Here is a 20,579-nt window from a genome sequence, read left to right as displayed (position 1 = left end):
ATGATTACAGAAACATGACGACGGGTAAGTTTGCCGTCAACGCTCGGGGTGAGAGACGTGGAAGATCGTAGGTCAGGTCTCATCCCGTCGGTGTCCCTTCACGCCAAGCCCGAAGATCCCGCGGAAGCCCGGGCGGGCGGGTTCCCCCTGCCCTGGGAACGGGCTCTCGTCATCTGCTGTCGGCGCCTCCGTGGGCGCAGCCCCGCCCGGATCCTCCGCAGGGTCGGGATCTGCCGGAGAGGCAGCCGTTTCGGACCGCGGCTCATGCGGCTCCCCACGCTCGTCGGAGCGGGGACCGGTGTCATCGCTTGCCTCGAGAGGGTCCTTTCCCTCGGGCGTGGACTCGATCCCGCGCGGCGGCAGGTCCAGGTCGCCCTCGCGCTCCGACGCCCCGCGCGGCATGTCATCCGAAGCCGCGTCGCCTGACTTCGTTGACGCAGGCACGTCCCACGTTCCGGCGGCGAAGGGGTTTTCGGCCTCTGCGGGAGTGCCGTCAGGGCTCGCCTCCGAGCCCGGCCGCGGCATCGGCTCGGGCTCCATCGGCGGCGGCGGCGCGGACCACGCATCCGCCGAACCGCCGTTCCAGTCAGCGGGCGGCACGGGCGGCGGCGGCGTCACGGGCGGCGGAGGCGGCGCCTCGGCGGGCGGTCCGAACCCGGTGAGCATGGCGCCGAGCGCCGCGCCGTCCGGCATCCCGGTCTGCGCGATCATGGCAGGGCCGACACGGTCGTTTCCGGCGGTCCACCAATAGGTCCGCACCGCGGAGGCAAGCTGATGGTCGTGAGCGCGCACGTCCTCCATGAGCTGCGGCAGGCCGCTTTCCCCGTAGGCGAAGAATGCGAAGCGTCGGTCTTCCGGCTGAGCCTGAACGGCGCAGTCGGGCAGCGGAATGCGCTGGACCATCGCGTCCACGTCGCCGTCGAAGCCGGGTCCGCCCGCCTGCAGAGCCGCGCGTTCGAGGGTGTCGTACCAGGCCGGCGTCGTGCCGTCATCGGCAAGCGGCGGCGCCGGATGGCGCGGCCCGGCCCCCGAAATGAAGAGCGTGAGAGGGAAGCGGCGTCCGACCTTGTCGCGCGATGGCGCGAGCACGCCTGCGATCGGATGGCCGAACACCATCTCGCCGATCCAGAATCGCCAGACCGGAGCGGCGTCCCATGTCTCCTGCCACGCCTCGCCAAGCTCCGCCTTCGCCCCGGCGACGGACCGTTCGAGCCAGCCCTCCCAGTGCTGAAGGATCTCGGCGGGCACTGCGCGGGCGACGAAGTCCCCCCTTGAGGGCAGCTTCCCGAAGAGGCCGATGCGCGCGGCCATCAGAGGCCGTTCGGGCAGGAAAACTCGCTGAGCTCCCGCAAGAAGAAGGGGTTTTCCGACGCGGCGACGTCGATCCGGTAGGCGATGTTGCGCCCACCCACGACGTACCGCACCTGCATCTCGGTTCCCGACACGTTCGGGCTTCCGTCATTGATGAAGCGCAGGAACGCCCACGCGCCGTTCAGGGACATCTGGCTCTCCCGACCCCGCATCTCGGGGGTGAACTGAAGGCTGACATTGCCGCCGCCCATCGAGCCCGGCCAATTGATGTTCGCCGGGGTGTTGCCGCGCGGCCGGGTCGTCACGATCTGGCCGTTGATCTGAAGCACCGCGCTTTCGATGCGGTTGTGCATCGAGACGGGGTTGATCGTCATGTCGACGCTCGGAACGCCGCCCCCGGTGGGGAAGTAGGCGTCCCTGATCGCGGCGGCGCGCTCGAACTGCTTGAGCGTCGCCGCGGAGAGCTTGCCGGCGAGCGGCCCCTCGTCCTTCCAGCGCCACTCTCCCTCCCCCAGATCGGCATAGGGTGACAGCTCCTGCAGGAAGAACCGGTCCATCACGCCGTTCGGGGCGAAGAGCCGGGCGAACTCGGCCATGGGCACGTCCCGCGCACTGTCCCGCGCGAAGGGGTAGCGATTGCCGACGATCGCCTCGCAGGCTTGCGTGACGGAGGAATTGAGCGCCTCGTTCAGTCGAGCGATGTCGGTATTGGCCGCGTCCCCCTCGAAATCGTCGATCGCCTCCGAGGTCATCCGCGCCAGCGCGTCGGGCAGGCGGGACGCGGCCTGCTTCAGGGCGCCGATCTGCGCCGGCATCTGGGCCGCGGCCTGGTTCGGGAAGTCCACCGCGAGGATGAGGCTGCGCTGCATGTCGTTGAGCGTGGCGAGGAGCAGATCGATGCGCCGCTGACCGGGCGCGCCTTCGGTCAGGTCATGCCAATCGGCGAAATAGGCCTCGATCTCGGCCCCCGGAAGGCGGCGGGCACTGCCGGCCGAGCTGCCCGGACCGACGCGGGCCTGGCTCTTGTCGAAGACCGCCTCGAGGCCGATCCGGGCATAGTAGTTCTGCCGCCTGATCGTCTCCTGTGCGACGAGGGCGCCGACCTCTCCAGCCGCTTCCCCGGCTGCCCCGGCATCGATCGCCGGCCCGCCGCCGTCATCCCCTTCGAATTCCGACGTCAGCCGCGTTTCGGCGCCGACCTCCTGCGTGAGCAAAAGGATCGGAGAGGTGCGCGCTGCCGACGCGGCCGCGAGCGCCTGATAGGCCGGGCTGTCCGCTGCCATGGGCCGCAGCTTGATGTTGCCGAGCACCGCTTCCCATTCGCGGATCCAGTCATCGGTATAGCGATCGATCAGGATGGGACCGATCTGGCCGATCTGGTCCTCGATATCGGCGGCTTCCGCATACTCCCCCATCACCCAGCGTTCATCGAGGATCCGGTCCGCGATCTCACCGAGTTGCGGCAGGAAGAAGTCGTGGAACCCGGCATAGGTGTAGAGCGCGGGGATCACCTGTTCGTCGAGCGCCTCGCCGTTCACCGTCTCGAAGACGAGTTCGGCGTCCCGCCCGGAGCGGTTCTCGACCGAGAAGGGTTCGATCGGCGTGAACTGCACGGAGGCCTGGATCAGGGAATAGGCCTGGTCGGCCACGTTCATCCGCGCCAGCATCCGCTCGGCCTGGTCGATCAGGGCGCCGTTCAGCTCGAAGCTCGGCTCCTGTGCAGCGTCGAGTTCGAGCATCGCGACGAGATGCGCCTCGAGGGAAGCGCGGTTGTCGGCGTTCTGCGGACCGGGATACAGGTCCGAGCGCCAGTCCTCCCGGAACCAGGCGAGGATCACCTGATCGTCCGATTTGGGCGCGGCATCGCCCAGAAGCTTGTAGACCTTCAACGTCTCGTAGGTCGCCAGCACCTCGCCTTCGCGGATGAACTGCTGAAGCTGCTGTTCGAGCCTCAGGATCAGGCGCGAGCGGAACATTCGCTCCAGCGCCTGCCTGTAGGTCGTGCGGGAGGCGCTTTCGAGTCTCTCCCGCTGGGACAGGCCGAAACGCTCGGTGAGGGCGGCGTCCTCCTCGGCATCGACATAGCCCGTCGGCATGGACCGGAGCATGTCGAGATAGGCGACGACGTTCAGAAGGTCGGGATCGGACACCTCGGCCGATTGAAGTTCCTCCTGCGCGGCCAGCTCGTAGTCGGCCAGCGCCGCCTCCGCGGTGCGCACGAGCTCCCGGTTCTGCCAGAAGGACCAGCCCCACAGCCCAAGGAGCGCCACGCTCGCGGCGGTGATCGCGCCGTAGGCGCCGTACCTCAGGACGCGCGCGCGCATCACCGCGCGCCGATCGGTGGAGACCCAGCCCGCCTCCGAGAAGATGACGCGCCGCAGAAGGTCGTGAAGGAAGAACGACTTGCCCCGCCCGCCCATGCCGGCGGCGGCGGCCGCACCGCCGAAGGAGCGGTCCATCGCCCCGAGGACCTGGTCGATCGGCGTGCCTTCCTGGGTGCCCGAGGTGAAGTAGAACCCGCGGAGGTTCGCGTTCACCTTGTAGCGGGTATGGCCGAAGATGCCGGTCATGAAGCTCGACAGGCGGTCACGAAGCATCGCGACCTGTCCCGGGAACCCGAAGATCGCGATCCGGTTCACGCCGTCGGGCTCTTCCTGGAGGCGGTCCGTTACCTCCTCCGAGAGGCGTCCCACGAGCGCGTCGTACTCGCTCCCGAACTGCTCGACGGTCGGTTCCTTCTTGGAGGATGTCTGGAAGGTGTGACCCCAGACCTTCTGACGGCGGGACTGCGAGAAGGAGCCGAAATACTCCATGAACCCGGAGATGAGGTCCGCCTTGGTGAAGAGGACATAGACCGGGAAATCGACCTTGAGCTGCTCGTTCAGCTCGATCAGGCGCTGGCGGATCGTCTCGGCATGGGCGTCAAGCTCCGCCGGCGTGCCGGTCATGATCTCCTGTAGCGAGATGGCGAGGATGACGCCGTTGATCGGCTGGTTGGCACGGTGGGTCTTCAGCAGCTTGAGGAAGGAGAACCAGCTCTCCTTGTCCGCCTCGGCATCGCTGTCCTGCGTGGTGTAGCGGCCGGCGGTGTCGATCAGGACCGCTTCCTCCGAGAACCACCAGTCGCAGTACCGCGTGCCGCCGACCCCCGCGACGGCGCCCTCCCCCTTCTCCGCGAGGGGGAACTTGATGCCGGAATTCAGCAGCGCAGTCGTCTTGCCGGCGCCGGGCGGGCCGATGATGACGTACCACGGCAGTTCGTAGAGGTACGACTTTGAGCCGGAGGACTGCTTCAGGACGGACAGGGCCTCGCCCATCTTCTCGGACAGCACCTCGCCATCGTCGGACACCTGCGGCTCGGTCATCGCCTCTTCCAGCGCCTTCGCGGCGCGGCGGCGGCGGATGAACTTGACGAGATAGACGATCCCGACCGTGACCCAGACCGCCGCGATCAGAGCGACGCGCACCCAGACGGGATCGAAGGGCCGCGTCTCGCCGAAGCCCACGAGCGGAAAGGCGAACCACACCATGATCGCCCAGAGCACCAGGGCGAGGACGATAATCGTTCCGAGCAGGATCTTCTTGACCATACCTGTTTCTCTCCTCGAGCCCTCCGGGCCGCTCAGAGCGTGTCCTCTCGCTGGATCATGATTTCCACCCGCCGGTTGGCGGCGCGGCCCTCGGGCGTCGCGTTGTCCGAACGCGGCTCGTCCTCTCCCCGCCCGTCCACCTCGACCCGGGCGGCGTCGGTGAAGAGCGGCGTCATCATTCCCGCGACACCGTTCGCGCGGGCGACGGACAGCTCGAAGTTGTTCTTGTAGCGGCCCGTTCCGGACATGGGCACGTTGTCCGTATGCCCGACGATGCGCACCGGGCCCGGCTCCCCGTCGAGCGCCGCGGCGATCTTCTCGGCGAGCGGCGCGAACTCCGCCTTCACCTCGGCCTTTCCGCTGTCGAAGAGGACGGCGTTGTTCACGTCGAGGACGATGAAGTCGCCCGTGCGGCTGACCTCGACGGGATCGCCAGCCAGCGCCTCGGTGATCCGCTCGAACTGGCCGTTCTCCTCCACCGGTGGCGGCGGCGGCACGTAGGCCTCGACGGCGGTGTCCCGGTTGATCGTGATCATCTCTGGCGGATGGAGGGAGGTCATGCGGGTCGCGAGCGCGTTGCCCTCGTCCACCAGCATCAGGCGCATGGCGAAATACGCAGCCGTCAGAAGCGCCGCGGCGATGATGGCGATGACCCAGACCGGCACGCCGCCGAACTTGCTCTTGCGCATCATCTCCACCGGCTTCCAGCGGGGGGAGATGTCGTCATCCCCGCGCGGCTTCACCCGGCGGAGCGCCTCGTAGATGCCGCGCTTGACGTTCTGGAGCTGCACGTCCCCGCCCGGCTGGCCGCGATACTGGCCCTCGAAGCCGAGCTGGAGGCAGACCAGCATCAGCTCCAGCAGGTTGTACTTGTGCGCCGGGTTCTGGAGCGCCTTGTCGACCTCCTGGAAGAAGCCGACGCCGGAGGTGCGCTTGTTGAAGAACCGCGCGACCATGGAATATTGCAGCCACGTCGCCTTGTCCGTCCCGGGCAGGTTCTGGACGATGTCGTCCGCCGTGCCGCAGAGACAGTACTTCGCGACCATCGCATCCTGCGGATCGACGCCGGCTTCGAGGACGCGGCGCTCGAAGCCCTCGATCTCCTCGGTGACGTGCTGCATCAGCGGCAGGGCGTGCATGTCCACGACGCCGGAGCGCAGGCGGCCGAAGAGGATCAGGAGGGACGCCGCGGCGGCGGTGATCGGGTTCGCTTCGGAGGAATGCCCGGAGGTCTTGGCGGAGAGGGCCTTGTCGAGGCTGATCTTGCGGGTCGGCTGACGATGGATATGCGGCTCGGGCTTGCGGACGTCCGGGAAGAAGCCCTCGTCCTTCGGCTTCGCCCCCATCCAGGCATTCGGGTCGCCCGGCGGGTTCGCCCCCGTGCCCCCGCCGCCACCGCCCCAGACATCGTCCGCCGAGGGACCGCCGAAACCGCCGCCGCTCCCCTGCCCCGGGGGCGGGCCACCGAAGCCGCCGCCGAAGCCGCTTGCAGGGGGCACGCCGCCGATCACCGTCTTCTGGCCGCCTGCCGCGGGCGGCGCCCCCGCGGGGGGCATTCCGCCGATCACCGTCTTCTGCGCGCCGCCCGCCGGCGGGGATTTCGCATCGCCCTGACCGAAGCCCCCACCGGGCATCGGTCTGATGACGGTCTTGCCGGGGTCCTTCTTGTCGGTCACGAGCGGTTCTCCTGAATGGCCCAGAGCTCGAGCTTCAGCTCGGGCCACTGGCCGGCGAAGTGCATCCCGATGGCGGGCGCCGTGGAGAACTCGCGCCACATCGGGCTGCTCTTGTCGATGTAGAAATAGACGTGGGAGGTGACGGCCCGGATCTGCCGCGGCGGCGTCGGCGTATGCACCAGCTCCAGCCCCGGCAGGTTGTTGTTGACGATGTTGTTCATCTGCGTGTTGGGGCCGACCTTGCAGAGCGCCGGGAATTGCTGCTGGATCTGCGTCAGCGGTTTGTCGGCGGCGACCTCCACCACGAAGGAGGCGTCGCGGAAGAGGTTCCGGTCGGTGACCTTGCCGATATAGCTGCCCGGATGCAGCTCCTGCAGGTCGAGCCTGACCGCGCGGCCCACGTCGCGCGAAAGCAGGCGCTGGATGTCCCTCACCACCGGCTCGAAGGTCGCCGCGAGGTCGTTCTGGTCGTAGGGCTTGTATTCTGGCGCGAGGCGGTTGGTGTCGAACGTCCAGAGTTCCCCGGCCAGCCGCAGGAAGAGCTGGTAGAGCTCTTCGGGATGAATGAAGCGGCTGTGGCGGTAGTGCTTCAGCAGGTTGATCTCACGGTTGAGGACCAGCAGCATGAAGTAGTCCGTCGCCTGGAGACCGCCGCCCGACGAGGGGTCCGAGGCGTAGCGCGCGAGGCTTTCCAGTTTCGTTTCCGTCCAGCCGACGACCCGCTCGATCCAGCCTGCCACCACGGGATGCGCCTGCACGGAGAGGACCGGCGGCGCGAACTTCTCATCGAACACCACCTGCTGGTCCCGCACCTCGACGATGCGGGCGAGCTTGAGGCAGTGATAGCCCGGCTTCTCCGTCTTGCGCACGTCGAATTCGGCGCGGGGATGGGCGACCTCGATCGCCTGCTCGAGCCGCATCGCCGCGGTGCTGTCCGACACCGTCTCCACCCCGAGGCGGTAGCGCGCGGAGCGGCTCGTCTCGTCATCGGTGCCGATTTCCCGACCGTTCATCTGCGCCATCGGCAGGGTCAGCCAGACGAAGGCGCCCTCGGAGCCCTCGGGGATCGCCACCGGATCGGGCAGGACGGAGGTGCCGGGAAGGTCGAACGGGGTGCCGTCCGGAAAGATGCCCGTCGCGACGCGCAGGCCGAACTTCATCTGCTGGGAAATATCCCGGTCGATCTCGAGCTGGGCGAACCCCCATGGGTAGGGAGAGGCGAGACGCGTCCGTGCCTCGAGAAGCTTTTCGAAATAGCGATCGCTCTGCTGGAAATGATGCGGCTGGAGGAACAGGCCTTCCTTCCATGCGACCTTGGAATACCACGACATCTAAGCGCTGCACCGAATTAGAAATGCTATTACCGTATCGGCAAATGTCCTGACGGACGCGACGGCACCTTTACCATACATCAGACCCGCAAAACGGCAACGGGGCGCCAATCGGCGCCCCGCTGTTTTTTTGTCTGGCGTATCGGCAGGGCGCGATCCCGCACCCCGCCGGCAGGCTTAGAACTGGAGCCGGAGCTGGGCCGTCAGGCCGTACCCTTCCACATCCTCCGAGAAGCGCGCATCCGCGCGGACGGACGCGTTCAGCTGCTTGGCCGCGCCGACCTGTCCGTCGAGGATCCTCACGTAGCTGAAGCCGACCGAGAGCTCGCCGAAATTGCCGAGCGGCTCGGTGGAAATCTCCTGTTCGGTATCGTCGATGACGAATGCGCTTTCCTTGTCGTCCGAGAAGTCGCCGTAATAGGTCGCCGTCCCGAAGTAGTTGAACGCGCTGTCGCCGGCATCGGAGATGACCGTCTTCGCGACAGTGGCACCGAGGAAGCCGATCTTGGTGGTGTGATCCTCGAACTGGATCTCACCGATCTTGTTGCCGTCCTCGTCGCGGAAGGCGAGGTCCTCGGTTTCGGACCGCGTGATGCCGATCCCCGCCGTGGGCACGACGACCATGTCCTCGCCGAGCGGGAAGGCATAGGAGACGCTGGCCGACAGGCTGGTGCCTTCGGAGGTGGTCTCCTCGTCGTAAAGGCCGATGTCCTCGTTATCGAACTCGTAGTCCGTGCGCTCGAAGCGAAGCTGGACGTCACCCGTGATCGGCCCGCGCGCGAAGGCGAGGTACCCGCCGACGTAGCGCTGGTCGAACTCCGAGGTCGTGGTCGAGGTCCGATCGTCCGACAGCGACGGCGAGGTGCCCGAGAAGTCCACCGCGAAGATGTCCTGCCGGGTCTGGCCGCGGTTGACGCCAGCGGTGATGCCGCCCGCGAGATCGAACGCGCCATCCGCCGCGTCGAAGCAGCCGTAATCCGCGCCGAAGGTCAGGCCCGAATAGTTGGCCCGCACCGTCGAGGGCAGCCCGCCGAGGCCGTTGTCGGTATCGGACGTCCCTTCGGCATACCCCGCCTGCCCGCGCGTCCAGACGCCCGGTCCGCACTTGTCCTCATCGTCGTAGACGAGGCCGGAGACGAACGGCGAGGACGGCCGGTTGACCACCGTGTTGATGAGCGACTGCACCAGGCCAATATTGCCCGCTACCGACGCCGCACCCGGATCGATGACCGAGGCCACTGCGAGGCTGCTTCCGTCGTTCAGCACGACGTAGCTGAGCGGCCCGATCGGAGACGGAAGCCCGGTCACGTCCGTCGCGTTGTTGATCGAAACGCCGGTCGTGTCGCCGAGGGCGAATTCGAGCGGGCTCGACAGGATCGCCCCGGTGCTGAGCGTGTTGAAGGCAAGCTGGAGCTGGTTGCCGGCGCTCTCCGTCAGGCTGCCGAACGTCAGGATGTCCGTCGATCCGGGATCGGAGCCGAGCGAGATGTCGAAGGCCAGCGTGCCGCCCTGGATCTCGCCCGTCACGTCCAAGCTGTCGTTCGTGTCGCCGTCCACGAGGGAGATGGTACCGCCCGCGTTGTCCAGCGTTCCGACATTGAACACGTCGTCCCCCCGGATCTCGATCGTGCCGGAGTTGGCCATCGTGGTCGCCGTCAGCGTCTGGTCCCCATCCAGGAAGTTCAGCGCGCCGCTGTTGTCGAAGGTTGTCGCCGTGAGGGAGCTGCCGTCCTCGTCGAAGGTCACGTCTCCGTCGTTGTCGAAGGTCGTGATCCCGGAGAGGGCGAAGGCGCCGCTGTCGAAGACCTCGCCGTCCTCCTCGTTCGTGAAGCTGCCCGAAACGATGCTGTTCCCGTCGAGGTCGAAATCGCCGGCATTGGTCACGGCGCCGTTGATCACTCCGGCACTCTCGAACGTCGCATCTTCCTGGTTGTCGAGATCGCCGACGATGAGGCCGTTATTGTCGAAGGTGCCTTCGTTGGTCAGCGTCGTCACGGTGACGGTTCCGGGGCCTTCGTTGTCGAAGTCACCCTGGTTCAGCAGGCTCGCGGCGTCGAAGGTGCCGGAGTTGTCGACCTCGGTGCCCTCTTCGGTATCCGCCGCGCCCGTGACGTTGAAGTCGTTGTTATTGTCGAGCGTGCCGTCATCCGTCAGCGAGAAGGTGCCGGCGTTGATGGTCCCAGTCGCGGCGTTGGTGATATCGCCCGAGCTGTCGAGATCGCCCGTCAGCGTCAGCGTGCCGCCGGCCTCGTTGTCGAAGCTGCCGTCGTTGTCGAGGCTCGCGGCGTCGAACGTGCCGGAGTTGTCGACCTCGGTTCCCTCTTCGGTGTCCGCCGCGCCGGTGACGTTGAAGTCACCGTCGTTGTCGAGCGTTCCGTCATCCGTCAGGGAGAAGGTACCCGCGTTGATCGTCGCCGTAGCGGCGTTCGTCAGGTCGCCCGAGTTGTCGAGGTCCCCCGTCAGCGTCAGCGTGCCGCCGGCCTCGTTGTCGAAGCTGCCGTCGTTGTCGAGGCTCGCCGCGTCGAACGTGCCGGAGCTGTCGACCTCGGTGTCTTCGCCCGTGTCCGCCGCGCCCGTGACGTTGACGTCGCCGTCATTGTCGAGCATGGCATCGTCCGTCAGCGAGAAGGTGTCGGCGTTGATCGTCGCCGTGGCGGCATTCGTCAGGTCGCCCGAGTTGTCGAGGTCCCCCGTCAGCGTCAGAGTGCCGCCGGCCTCGTTGTCGAAGCTGCCGTCGTTGTCGAGGCTCGCGGCGTCGAACGTGCCGGAGTTGTCGACCTCGGTTCCCTCTTCGGTGTCCGCCGCGCCGGTGACATTGAAGTCACCGTCGTTGTCCAGCGTTCCGTCATCCGTCAGCGAGAAGGTATCCGAGTTGATCGTCGCCGTAGCGGCGTTCGTCAGATCGCCCGAGTTGTCGAGATCACCCGTCAGCGTCAGCGTGCCGCCGGCCTCGTTGTCGAAGCTGCCGTCGTTGTCGAGGCTCGCGGCGTCGAACGTGCCGGAGTTGTCGACCTCGGTTCCCTCTTCGGTGTCCGCCGCGCCCGTGACGTTGAAGTCGCCGTTGTTGTCGAGCGTGCCGTCATCCGTGAGGGAGAAGGTACCCGCGTTGATCGTCGCCGTAGCGGCGTTCGTCAGGGCGCCCGAGTTGTCGAGATCGCCCGTCAGCGTCAGCGTGCCGCCGGCCTCGTTGTCGAAGCTGCCGTCGTTGTCGAGGCTCGCGGCGTCGAAGGTACCGGAGTTGTCGACCTCGGTGCCCTCTTCGGTGTCCGCCGCGCCCGTGACATTGAAGTCGCCGTCGTTGTCCAGCGTGCCGTCGTCCGTCAGGGAGAAGGTACCCGCGTTGATCGTCCCCGGCGCGGCGTTCGTCAGATCGCCGGAGCTGACGATACTCGCAGCGTCGAAGGTGCCGAGGTTGACGATCGTTCCATCGTTGTCGGCAAGCCCGGCGATGTCCACGTCGCCATCAAGGTCGTTGTAGAAATCACCGTCGAGATCGAGGGAGGCGGCGTCGAAATCGCCCGCGTTGTAGACGCCGTTCTGCGCTCCGGGCGCACTGGCGTCGCCCGCCGCGGCGGTCCCGGTGCCGGTCACGGTCACTGCGCCTTCGGCGTCGAAGGTGCCCTCGTTGCTCAGCAGGCCGTCGAAGGTCGCCGTGTCCGTCTCAACCGTGCCGTCGGCGCCGACGGTCAGGGCACCATTCTCGGCGACGTCGATGTCGCCGTCGGCGGTGCCGTCCTGATCCTCGTCGGTGATGAGCGTGCTGCCCGCACCCTCCACGTTGACCACCGAGTCTTCGCCGATGGAGAGGTCAGCAACCGTCACCGTTTCGCCGCCGTCCACGTCGATGGCGGTCGAGGAGGTCTGGGTCAGCGTGCCGGAGACGGTCAGGTCGTTGCCGGCCGTGTCGAGCGTCGCGGTGTCGGTGTTCTCGAAGGAGCCATCCACGTCGAGATCGCCGTCCAGCGTGAAGCTGCCCGCGCCCTCGTTGTCCACATCGCCCTCGATGCCGTTGCCCGTGCCCGTGCCGCCTACGGCGCCGGTGCCGTTTGCGGTCACGGTGCCGGTGTTGGTCAGGTTGCCGACGAGACGGGCGCCATCCAGATTGAAGGTCGCCGCGTTGTCCAGCGCGTCGTCATCGCCGGAGGTCAGCGTCAGGACAGCATCGTCCGACACGGTGAGCGTGGCCGTGTCGAGGTTGTCGAGCGTCTGTGTCTCGAGCGTCGTTCCTGCGCCCGTCACCGTGAGTTCGGTGTCCGCGCCGGTGTTCGTGATGTCCCCGTCGATCGTGCCGTCCGCACCGCCCGAGAGCGTCAGGGAGGCACCGGCGGAGTTCGTGACGCTGTCCGCCGTGAGGTTGTCGTCTGTATCTCCGGTATCGCCGGCAATGGCGATGGAGCTGTCCGCTCCGGTGTTCGTCAGGTCCGTCTCAACCTGAAACGTGCCGCCATCCGTGATGGAGATCGAGGCCCCTGCCGAGTTCTCCACGGTGGAGGTGTCCGCGATGATGTCGCCGCTCGTCGCGGTGAGGGTGGTGCCGGCTCCGCTGTTGACGATGTTGGAGGCGGTCAGGGTGTTGTCGAGGACCGTGATGTCAGAGCCCGCCTCGTTCGTGAGCTGCCCGGCGACGTCGAGATCGCCGCCGACGAGATCGAGGGTGGCGGGCGCGGCACCGGCATCCGTACCGCTTGTGTTGGTAAAGGTGCCGTCCACCGTCGTGGTGCCGTCCGCGACGTTGAAATCGGCGCCCTCCTGGTTCGTCACGGAGCCGCCGATCCCGAGCGTGCCGTCCGCGGTGAACGTGCCGGCGGAACCGTCGTTGTCGATGTCGGTATTCAGCAGATCGCCTGTGAGGGTGCCGGACATCGTCACGGTTCCCTCGTTCGCAAGATCCGTGTCCAGCGTGGACGCGTTCACGTCGATCGTGCCGCCGTCCAGGTTCGCGATGGTCGGAGCCTCGAGTTCCGAGCCGCCGGCGCCGCCGTCCTCGCCGACCGTGATCGTTCCCTCGTTGAAGATCGTGTTGTCGGTGTCGCTGCCGGTGTTGGAGACGATGTAGGAAGCGCCGTCATCGATGCTGAGGGACCCGCCTGCCTGGTTGTCGAGCGTGCTTTCGCTGTTCACCGTGCCGGAGACCACCTCGATGGCGCCTTCGTTGAAGATGACGTCTTCGTCCGTGCCCGCCGCATAGGGCGGCGTATAGGTTTCGTTGTCGTTGTCCGCATCGGCGTTGAACGTCATCGCGGCGCCGGGATTGGAGCCTGCGTCACCGTCGAACACGTAGGTGCCGGTTGCCGTGTTCTCGATGGCGCCATTGTCGAGCGCCGCGCCGCCGCCGGTTACCGTGATCGTGCCGCTGTTGGTCGTGGTGCCGTCATCGGTGCCGAGAAGCGTCGCGTTGTCGACGAGGATCGTGGCGTCCTCCTCGTTCACGATGTCGGCGGCTTCGAGGGTGGTGCCGCTGGAGACGACGATGCCGTAGTCATCGCCATCGCTGCCGGCGGAATCGTTCGTCAGCGTGCCCGAGATGGAGGTGGTGCCGGCGGAGACGGTGAAGTCCGCGCTATCGTCGTTGGAGAAATCGCCGGTGACGGTCAGATCGCCGTTCGCATCGAAGGTCGCTCCGGTCCCGGAGTTGGAGACGTCGCCGGTGATCGTGCCGTTTGCATCGGCATCGCCGGAGTTCGTCAGGTTCGACGTCAGCGTACCGCCGTTGATGTCCAGCGTCGCGGCATTGTCGAAGGCGTCGGCGTCGGCAGACGTCGTCGCGACGGTCGTGCCATCCCCGATGGTGAAGGTCGCGCCATCGGTGTTGTCGATGGTCTCGGCCTGAGCGCTCGATCCGTCCCCGGAAAGCGTGAAGGTCGTGCCGGTGCCATCGTTGGTGATCGTGTCGGTCGCCACGCCGGCCTCGGAGACGTTGAGCGTGCCGCCATCCGTGACGCTGACCGCACCGCCGGCCGCGTTCGACAGGCCCGTGAGGTTCGCGGTGGTTCCGACGGTGAAGGTGCTCGCCGTGGGAGTGGCGGCGCCATCGGTTCCGGTGTTGTTGAACTGGCCCGCGGTCAGCGTTCCGGTATCCACGGTGAAGGACCCGCCGGACTGGTTCGTGACGGTGCCATTGACCGTCAGGTCGCCGTTGTCGTCGATGGTGCCATCGTTGGTGATGTCGCCGGCATAGGTGTCGCCGCCGATGATGCCGGACAGGTTCGCCGTGGCGCCGGCCTCGTTGACGAGGTTCGCATCGAGGGTGAAGGTCGAAGCGTCGTCCCCGTCGAGCTCGTCCTCGATGGTCAGGACACCGCCGTCGGCATTCGTGAACGTCTCGACCTCGAGTTCGGTCGCGGCGCTGGTGCTGTCATCGTCGTCATTTGCGAGGGTGAAGTCCCCGGCATTGGTGACGGACAGCGTCTCGCCCGCATCCGCGAAGACCACGACGGAGCCCTCGGAGATCGTCACGCTCCCGCGGTCGTCCTCGATCGTGCCCGCGTCGTCAGCGGTGTTGACGAGATTGCTCGTGACGGTGAGGTCGGTGGTCGCGTCGCCGTTGCCCTCGACCGTCAGCGTTCCGCTGTTCGTCACGACGTCCTCTTCCGGGTCGTCATCATTCAGATCGGCGGAGAGGGTCATGACGGCGCCGGTCGTACCGGCCCCCGCGTCGTCGGAGTTGTCGAAGGTGAGCGTGCCGCCTGCGAGGTTGTTGATCGCGCCGTTGTCCTGAAGCGTACCGCCGCCATAAACGTTGATCGTGCCGTCGTTGTTGACGGTATTGCTGGTGCCGAAGAGCGTCCCCTCGACCTCGATCGTTCCGGCTCCGAGGTTGTTGATCACTCCGGCGGAGAGGGTCGCACCGGCATCGATCTCGATCAGGTCGGAGTTGCTCAGAACATCGCCGAGATCGACGTCGGTCGTGACGTTGAGGTCGCCCTGGTTGTCGAACGTCCCGATCTCGTATGTGCCGGTGCCGCCCAGCGTCAGGCTGTCGGAATTGTTCGTCAGCGTGCCGACCGTGACGGTGCCGTCGTTGGTGAGGCTGGCGCCCTCGTTGAAGGTGAGGCTGCCGGTGTCGACCGACCCCGTCTCCTGAACGTTCAGGCTGCCGGAGAGCTGGATGCTGCCGTCCAAGGTGTCTTCCGGGACGTTCGGCGTCGTATCGGTCAGGAGCGCGCCTGCAACGTCGATGGTCGAGCCCGAGGCGATGCTGACCGATCCCGCGATCAGGCTTTCGCCGTTGTCGATGACGAGCGTCTCCGTAGAGCTCTGCGTCAGGGTGCCGGAGATGACGAGCGCGGACCCGCCCAGATCGATGGAGCCGACGAAATCGGGATCGTTGTCGCGCACGACAACCGTGTTGGTGACATTGCCCTCGATCTCGAGAGCGCCTGACAGGACAAGCGAGCCGATGTTGAGGACGTTGCCCTCGATGCCGTCGCCCGTGTCTTCACCGGCAATGGTGCCGGTGCCCTCGGCGGTGAGGGTGCCGAAGTTGGTAACGCCGGAGTCCACGCGGCCAGCGGTATCGAGCGCCCCGTTGGAGCGGACGAGCGTCGCTCCGATGGAGCCGGACGAGGCCACCAGTTCGCCGCCCTCCGCGACCGTGATCGTCCCCCCGTTGGCATCGAAGTTGACGCCCTGGGCGCCCCCGGTCGCCGCCCCCCCCGCATTCACGCCACCCGAATATGCGGCGGCCGTGCCGCCGCTCTCGACGTTCAGCTCTCCGCCCTGGAAGATCTGATAGTATCTGAAGGACGTGTCACCGGCGACATTCAGGTCGGAACCGTTTCTGACGTTCGCATAAGCGTTTGTGCTGTCGGCCGAGAGCGATCCACCGTCGGCAACGTTGATGGTCGATCCGGGACCCCCACCGCCCGTTCCCACGAAGAGATCGCCGACCGTCAGGCTGTCGCCGCTCCCCACCTCCAGTGCGGAACTGGACGCTTGAGTGAAATCACCACTGACATCCATGTCGGATCCGACGTCCAGCGTTCCGGCGTCCGCGGTCGTGAAAATGCCGACGACATCCAGGGGCCCGTCCGCAACGAACGCACCACTGTTCGTCACATTCGATACGATCCCGGAGCCGGTGCCATCTTCCGTGTTGACCCCCGTTCCGCTCGCCGTGACCGATCCGGTTGCGTCGACGGTGATCTGCGAGGCCTGGGTGCGGCCGGAGGTGACGAGCGTTCCGTTGTTCTGGACAAGGACCTGGTTTCCGAACGTGTTCTGCCCGGTGAAGACGACGGTGTTGTTCTGATCTGCCCCGTCCTCGATTCTCACCGAATTGGGGTTGCCGGTCGTGTCGAAGGCGCTGTCGAACGTGACGGCCGCTTCCTTCGTGCCGGCGAAGGTGAGGGCGGCGGGATCCTTCGTGCTGAAACCGGTGATCTTCCCGTCACCGCCGGCAACGGTGTACCCATCCGCCTCGAACGTCAGCGTTCCGACGGATACGTCTTTGGTCACCGTAACCGTGCCGGGAGTTCCGCCGAAGGTTCCGGGCGCATCGTTCTGCCAGCCGAGCTGGCTCCCGGTGCCGTCTTCCGCCCCGTTCCAGTTCTGGTCGGCCTGGCTCCAGTTCCCGCTTCCGCCTTCGGCGCTGCTCTGCCCCATGGGGTACCAGTAGAGCTGCGCCTCGGCGCCGCCGGCCCCCATCAGGAGCGTCAGGGCCGCGGCCAGCGCGGTTGTCGAGAGGAACGTGCGTGGATTGCCGTGGAGCGCCAGATCGAACCGGACGACGGGGCGGGCGGGCGATGAAATCTGGCAGACCATGTACGAAATCCTGAACGACGGAAGGGAAAGTGATCGCGCGGATACTAGACGGCCCCCAGAAGCCGCACCAAACGTTTCTCCGGCCGGGACTGACGCCCCGTCACATTAACCAGATGTTGTTGCGCCGTCGCCACAACACCGGACGAACGGGGCAAGCCGGCGGAACTCCACCCTCGGCCGTGGCGGGCCGGCGGTTTCTCTTGCGTCAGGCGCGGACCCGTGCAAACTTTCCCAGCAGTTATTTCCATTCCGCGATCGGTCATATTATTTCAACCGGCGCTCTTTGAAGACCAAAATCAGTCAGCGAGCCTCCTGGATGTGTGCCCAAAATTCTTACCTTGGCGAATTTCTGTCGCCCCTCGGAGAAGAGTTGCGCCTGGTCCGTTTCATGGGCCACGAAGGCATAAACGAACTCTTTGAATTTGAAGTCGAATTTGCCAGCGAAACGCGGGATGTCGACTTTGACCAATTGATCGGCGCCCATGGCGGCGTGCGCATCTTTGCAGAAGGCGGTGCCCCGCGGTTCTTCGATGGCGTCATCACGGACGGGATGTGGGGCGGCACGGACGAGTTCGGCGCCCGCTACGTGGTGAAGCTCAGGCCGTGGTTCTGGACCGCCACGCGCCGGTTCAACCACGACATCTACCACGAGATGACCGCGCCCCAGATCCTCGAGAAGCTCCTGACGCCCTACACCTCGGGCGGCACCGCGCATCTGGAGAACAAGCTGACGGGCACCTACGCGCCGCTCGAATACACCGTGCAGCACGGGGAGAGCGACTACACCTTCGCCTGCCGCATCATGGAACGCTTCGGGATCAACTTCTGGTTCGAGCATTCCGAGCAGGGGCACACCATGGTGCTGGTGGACGACGTCCAGACCTTCCCCTCCATCGGCAAGCGGGACTTCGTTCCGATGGAGACCGCTCGCGTCGACAGCGGCGAGTATTTCTGGCGCTGGTCGCCGATGCGGACGATGACCGCGAACAAGTTCCGGACGCAGGATTACAACTTCAAGACGCCGTCGAAGAAGATGATGGCGGACCAGACGGGCGATGCGGCGCATCCGGGCGCCAATCTGGAGATCTACGAGTATCCGGGCGTCTATCTCGACGAGGGGGCCGGCAAGTCCCTGTCCAAAATGCGCATCGAACAGGAGCGCGCGCGGGACAAGCATCACAAGGCGACGGGCAACACCCTGACGCTTGGGTCCGGAATGCGGGTCGATCTCGACGGCCAGCACGACAGCGCCGTGATCGGATCGGAGTATCTCTGCATCGGGGCGGACCACCTCTACACCGCCGAATCCTACCGCTCGACCCGCGAGGCGGGGGACCAGACGTCCTTCGTCGGAACCTACGAGTTCGCCCCGGCGGACCTGCCCTTCCTGCCCGAGCGCAAGACCGAGAACACCCGCATGGCGGGGCCGCAGACGGCCAAGGTCGTCGGATCGGGGGAGATCGACTGCGACGAGCACGGCCGCATCCTCGTGCAGTTCCACTGGGATACCGAGGGCAAGCGCTCGATGCGGTGCCGTTGCGCCCAGCTCTGGGCCCAAAACGGCTGGGGCGCGATGTTCATCCCGCGCGTGGGCATGGAAGTCGTCGTGATCTTCATCGACGGCGACCCCAACCGGCCCCTCGTCACCGGAACCGTTTACCACGGCGAGAACACCCCGCCCTACCCACTGCCGGGGGACAAGAACTGGAACGGCATCAAGTCCAACTCGACCGAGGGGGGCGGCGGCTATAACGAGCTGGTCTTCAACGACACCAAGGGGGACGAGCTCTTCCGGCAGCACGCCCAGTACGACATGGAGACGAAAGTCCTCCACGACGAGCGGCGCGATGTCCTGAACGACCGCACGACCAATATCGGCCGCGACGAGACACGCGAGGTCGGCCGGGACGAAAGCCACACGATCAGCGACAACCGGACCTACTCCGTCGGGAAGAACGAGACCTTCGAGATCGGCGTCAATTCGGACTGGAAGATCGGTTCGAACGAGACCCGCGACGTCGGCAAGAACCGGGACACGACGATCGGCACCAATGACACGCTGAACGTGGGCAGCACCCTCGAGGTGACGGCCAACACGAAGATCAGCTTCAAGGTGGGAACGAGCACGATCGAGATGACGCCCACGGGCGTCACGATCAAGGCGATCAACATCAAGGTGGAAGGCCAGATGCTCAACACCAAGGGCACGATGGCAACGCACGAGGCTGCCGCGATCATGACGATCAAGGGCGGCATGGTAATGATCAACTAAAGCGAGAAGGGCCGGGCGCTGCGCCACGGCTTCGGGACGGCAATCAAAATCGTTCGGGCAACGGACGGAGGATGGACTTTTGGGGGACGTCGGTTCCAGTTCGGGTGCGCCGCCGGCGCGCCGTAACCTGCGCTTCGAAGCGGCGCAGGACCTTTTCGACGGGCTCCCCGAACTCGCCGAGGACGTGACCGCGCGTCCCGATGGAGAAGATGCCGTCTCGTTCGCCACCGCCCTCGCCGAAGGTCCGACGCCCGAGGAGGCCATCACGGTCTGTGCCTACAACCTGCCCCGGCGCTACGCGGTGTGGTGGGGGCATGAATGCCTTCGCCGGGCGGAACAGGTCCTGGGCGAAGACGATACGGAGCTCATGAAGCTCGCGGCGGACTGGGTCGCGAACCAGAACGAACAGACGCGCTATGCCGCGCTCAATGCCGCCATGGCCCAGAAGGACGTGAGCCCCGGCGGCTGGATCGCCTTCGGCGCCGGCTGGGCCGGCGGTTCCATGAGCGGGCCCGACCTGCCGCCCGTCCCGCCCGCCCCGCATCTGACCGCGAAGGCCGTGAATGCGGGTATCCTGACCGTGCTGGCCAGAATCGACATCGAGAACCGTCGCAAGACGCTCGGCTCCTTCGTGCGCATGGCCATTCAGCTGGCGGAGGATGCCTGACGGCGGCCGGAACGGGCTTCGGCGGGAGCCTTGCATCGCGCTGCGGACCGCCCGTAGATTTGCCCCCGGCGCCCGATCCCGTCCCCCGGCGGGACAGCGGCGCCGATGCGGCCCGGCAGCGGTACGGGCCAAGACCAGCCACGGGCGGACACCATGACCCTGACCTTGCGTATCGACAATGCCGACAGCCTGCCCGACGGCGGCCCGATCGAATTCAGCGTGACAGAACGCGGCGCCGAGATCGGCCGCGATCCGGGGATGGACTGGACGCTGCCGGACCCGAACCGTTTCGTCTCCAGCTGCCACATGGAGATCCGCCACGAGGGCGGTCGGTACATGCTCTACGACGTCTCGACGAATGGCACCTTCGTCAACGGCGCGTCGATGCGGGTGAAGAGCCCCTACGAGATCCAGGAGGGGGATCGGCTTCAGGTCGGCCATTACCTCATCGTCGCCTCGGTCCGGACCGCCGGTCTCGCCGCGCCCGGCGGCGGTGTCGCCGCGGCTCCGAGCGCGGGCGATATCTGGTCCGTCGGCGGAGCGGCCTCCGATGACGGGTTCGACCCGACCCCTCCGCCGCCGAGCCGCCTTCCCGATTTCGGCGACGCGCATATCGATCTTCCGGGCGGCGGCGCGCCGTTCGGCGCAGGCGGAGGTGCGGCGCCGGGTGGCGGATCGCCCTTCGGCGCGCCTCCAGCCCAGCCACCCGCATCGCCGCCCGCCGGCGCGAGCGCCTCGCCATTCGGCACCCCGCCGCCCGCTGCTCCTCAAGCCCCGCCGGCCCCGCAGGAGAGCGCGTCCCCCTTCGGCACGCCGCCGCCCGCTGCCCCTCCGCCTCCGCCGGCACCGCAGGAAATTGCGTCCCCCTTCGGCAGCCCGCCGCCCGCCCCGTCCGGCGACGCCGCAGCCTCGCCCTTCGGGGCGCCCCCCGCGCCGCAACGCCCGGCGGCGCCGCCCGAGGGCGAGGAC

9 protein-coding genes are annotated in these 20,579 nt (G+C 66.6%); 3 read left to right on the top strand and 6 right to left on the bottom strand.

Annotated features, from left to right (window positions below):
• Positions 1–72 precede the first annotated feature (72 nt).
• From tagF to DQG15_RS18680, 6 genes are all read right to left on the bottom strand, one after another.
• Entirely contained in the window at positions 73–1,311 is a 1,239-nt protein-coding gene (gene tagF, locus DQG15_RS16695; protein WP_116087306.1) for a type VI secretion system-associated protein TagF, read from the bottom strand.
• Positions 1,311–4,901: a type VI secretion system membrane subunit TssM gene (gene tssM / locus DQG15_RS16690; RefSeq protein ID WP_116087304.1), complete on the bottom strand. Its 3,591-nt coding sequence runs from the start codon at positions 4,899–4,901 to the stop codon at positions 1,311–1,313. The genes tagF and tssM overlap by 1 nt, the downstream gene beginning before the upstream one ends.
• 32 nt (positions 4,902–4,933) lie before the next feature.
• Positions 4,934–6,577 carry a type VI secretion system protein TssL, long form gene (tssL, locus tag DQG15_RS16685; protein WP_116087302.1) on the bottom strand — a complete coding sequence of 548 codons (1,644 nt, stop codon included), beginning with the start codon at positions 6,575–6,577 and terminating at the stop codon, positions 4,934–4,936.
• The gene (gene tssK / locus DQG15_RS16680) at positions 6,574–7,908 is read right to left on the bottom strand and encodes a type VI secretion system baseplate subunit TssK (RefSeq protein WP_116087300.1); all 1,335 of its coding nucleotides are present in this window, start codon (positions 7,906–7,908) and stop codon (positions 6,574–6,576) included. Before tssK ends, tssL begins: the two co-directional genes overlap by 4 nt.
• Positions 7,909–8,085: 177 nt before the next feature.
• Positions 8,086–16,671: a hypothetical protein gene (locus DQG15_RS16675; RefSeq protein ID WP_116087297.1), complete on the bottom strand. Its 8,586-nt coding sequence runs from the start codon at positions 16,669–16,671 to the stop codon at positions 8,086–8,088.
• Between the two features lie 259 nt (positions 16,672–16,930).
• Complete coding sequence (locus DQG15_RS18680) at positions 16,931–17,155, bottom strand: hypothetical protein (protein ID WP_232830924.1); 225 nt, start codon at positions 17,153–17,155, stop codon at positions 16,931–16,933.
• Here DQG15_RS18680 and DQG15_RS16670 point away from each other — a divergent pair.
• The 3 genes from DQG15_RS16670 to DQG15_RS16660 all read left to right on the top strand — a co-directional run.
• Positions 17,060–18,943 (top strand): type VI secretion system Vgr family protein, encoded by a 1,884-nt coding sequence (locus DQG15_RS16670; RefSeq protein WP_232830919.1) that lies wholly within the window; start codon positions 17,060–17,062, stop codon positions 18,941–18,943. The genes DQG15_RS18680 and DQG15_RS16670 overlap by 96 nt on opposite strands.
• 79 nt (positions 18,944–19,022) lie before the next feature.
• Positions 19,023–19,610: a hypothetical protein gene (locus tag DQG15_RS16665; protein ID WP_116087293.1), complete on the top strand. Its 588-nt coding sequence runs from the start codon at positions 19,023–19,025 to the stop codon at positions 19,608–19,610.
• Between the two features lie 153 nt (positions 19,611–19,763).
• Positions 19,764–20,579, top strand: an 816-nt coding sequence (locus DQG15_RS16660) for a type VI secretion system-associated FHA domain protein (RefSeq protein ID WP_116087291.1), incomplete at its 3' end; no start/stop codon positions are given.

Source organism: Tropicimonas sp. IMCC34011 (assembly GCF_003390865.1).
GTDB lineage: Bacteria > Pseudomonadota > Alphaproteobacteria > Rhodobacterales > Rhodobacteraceae > Tropicimonas_B.
The sequence above is the reverse complement of the archived record's forward strand: the minus strand, read 5'-3'. Positions and strand labels throughout refer to the sequence as shown.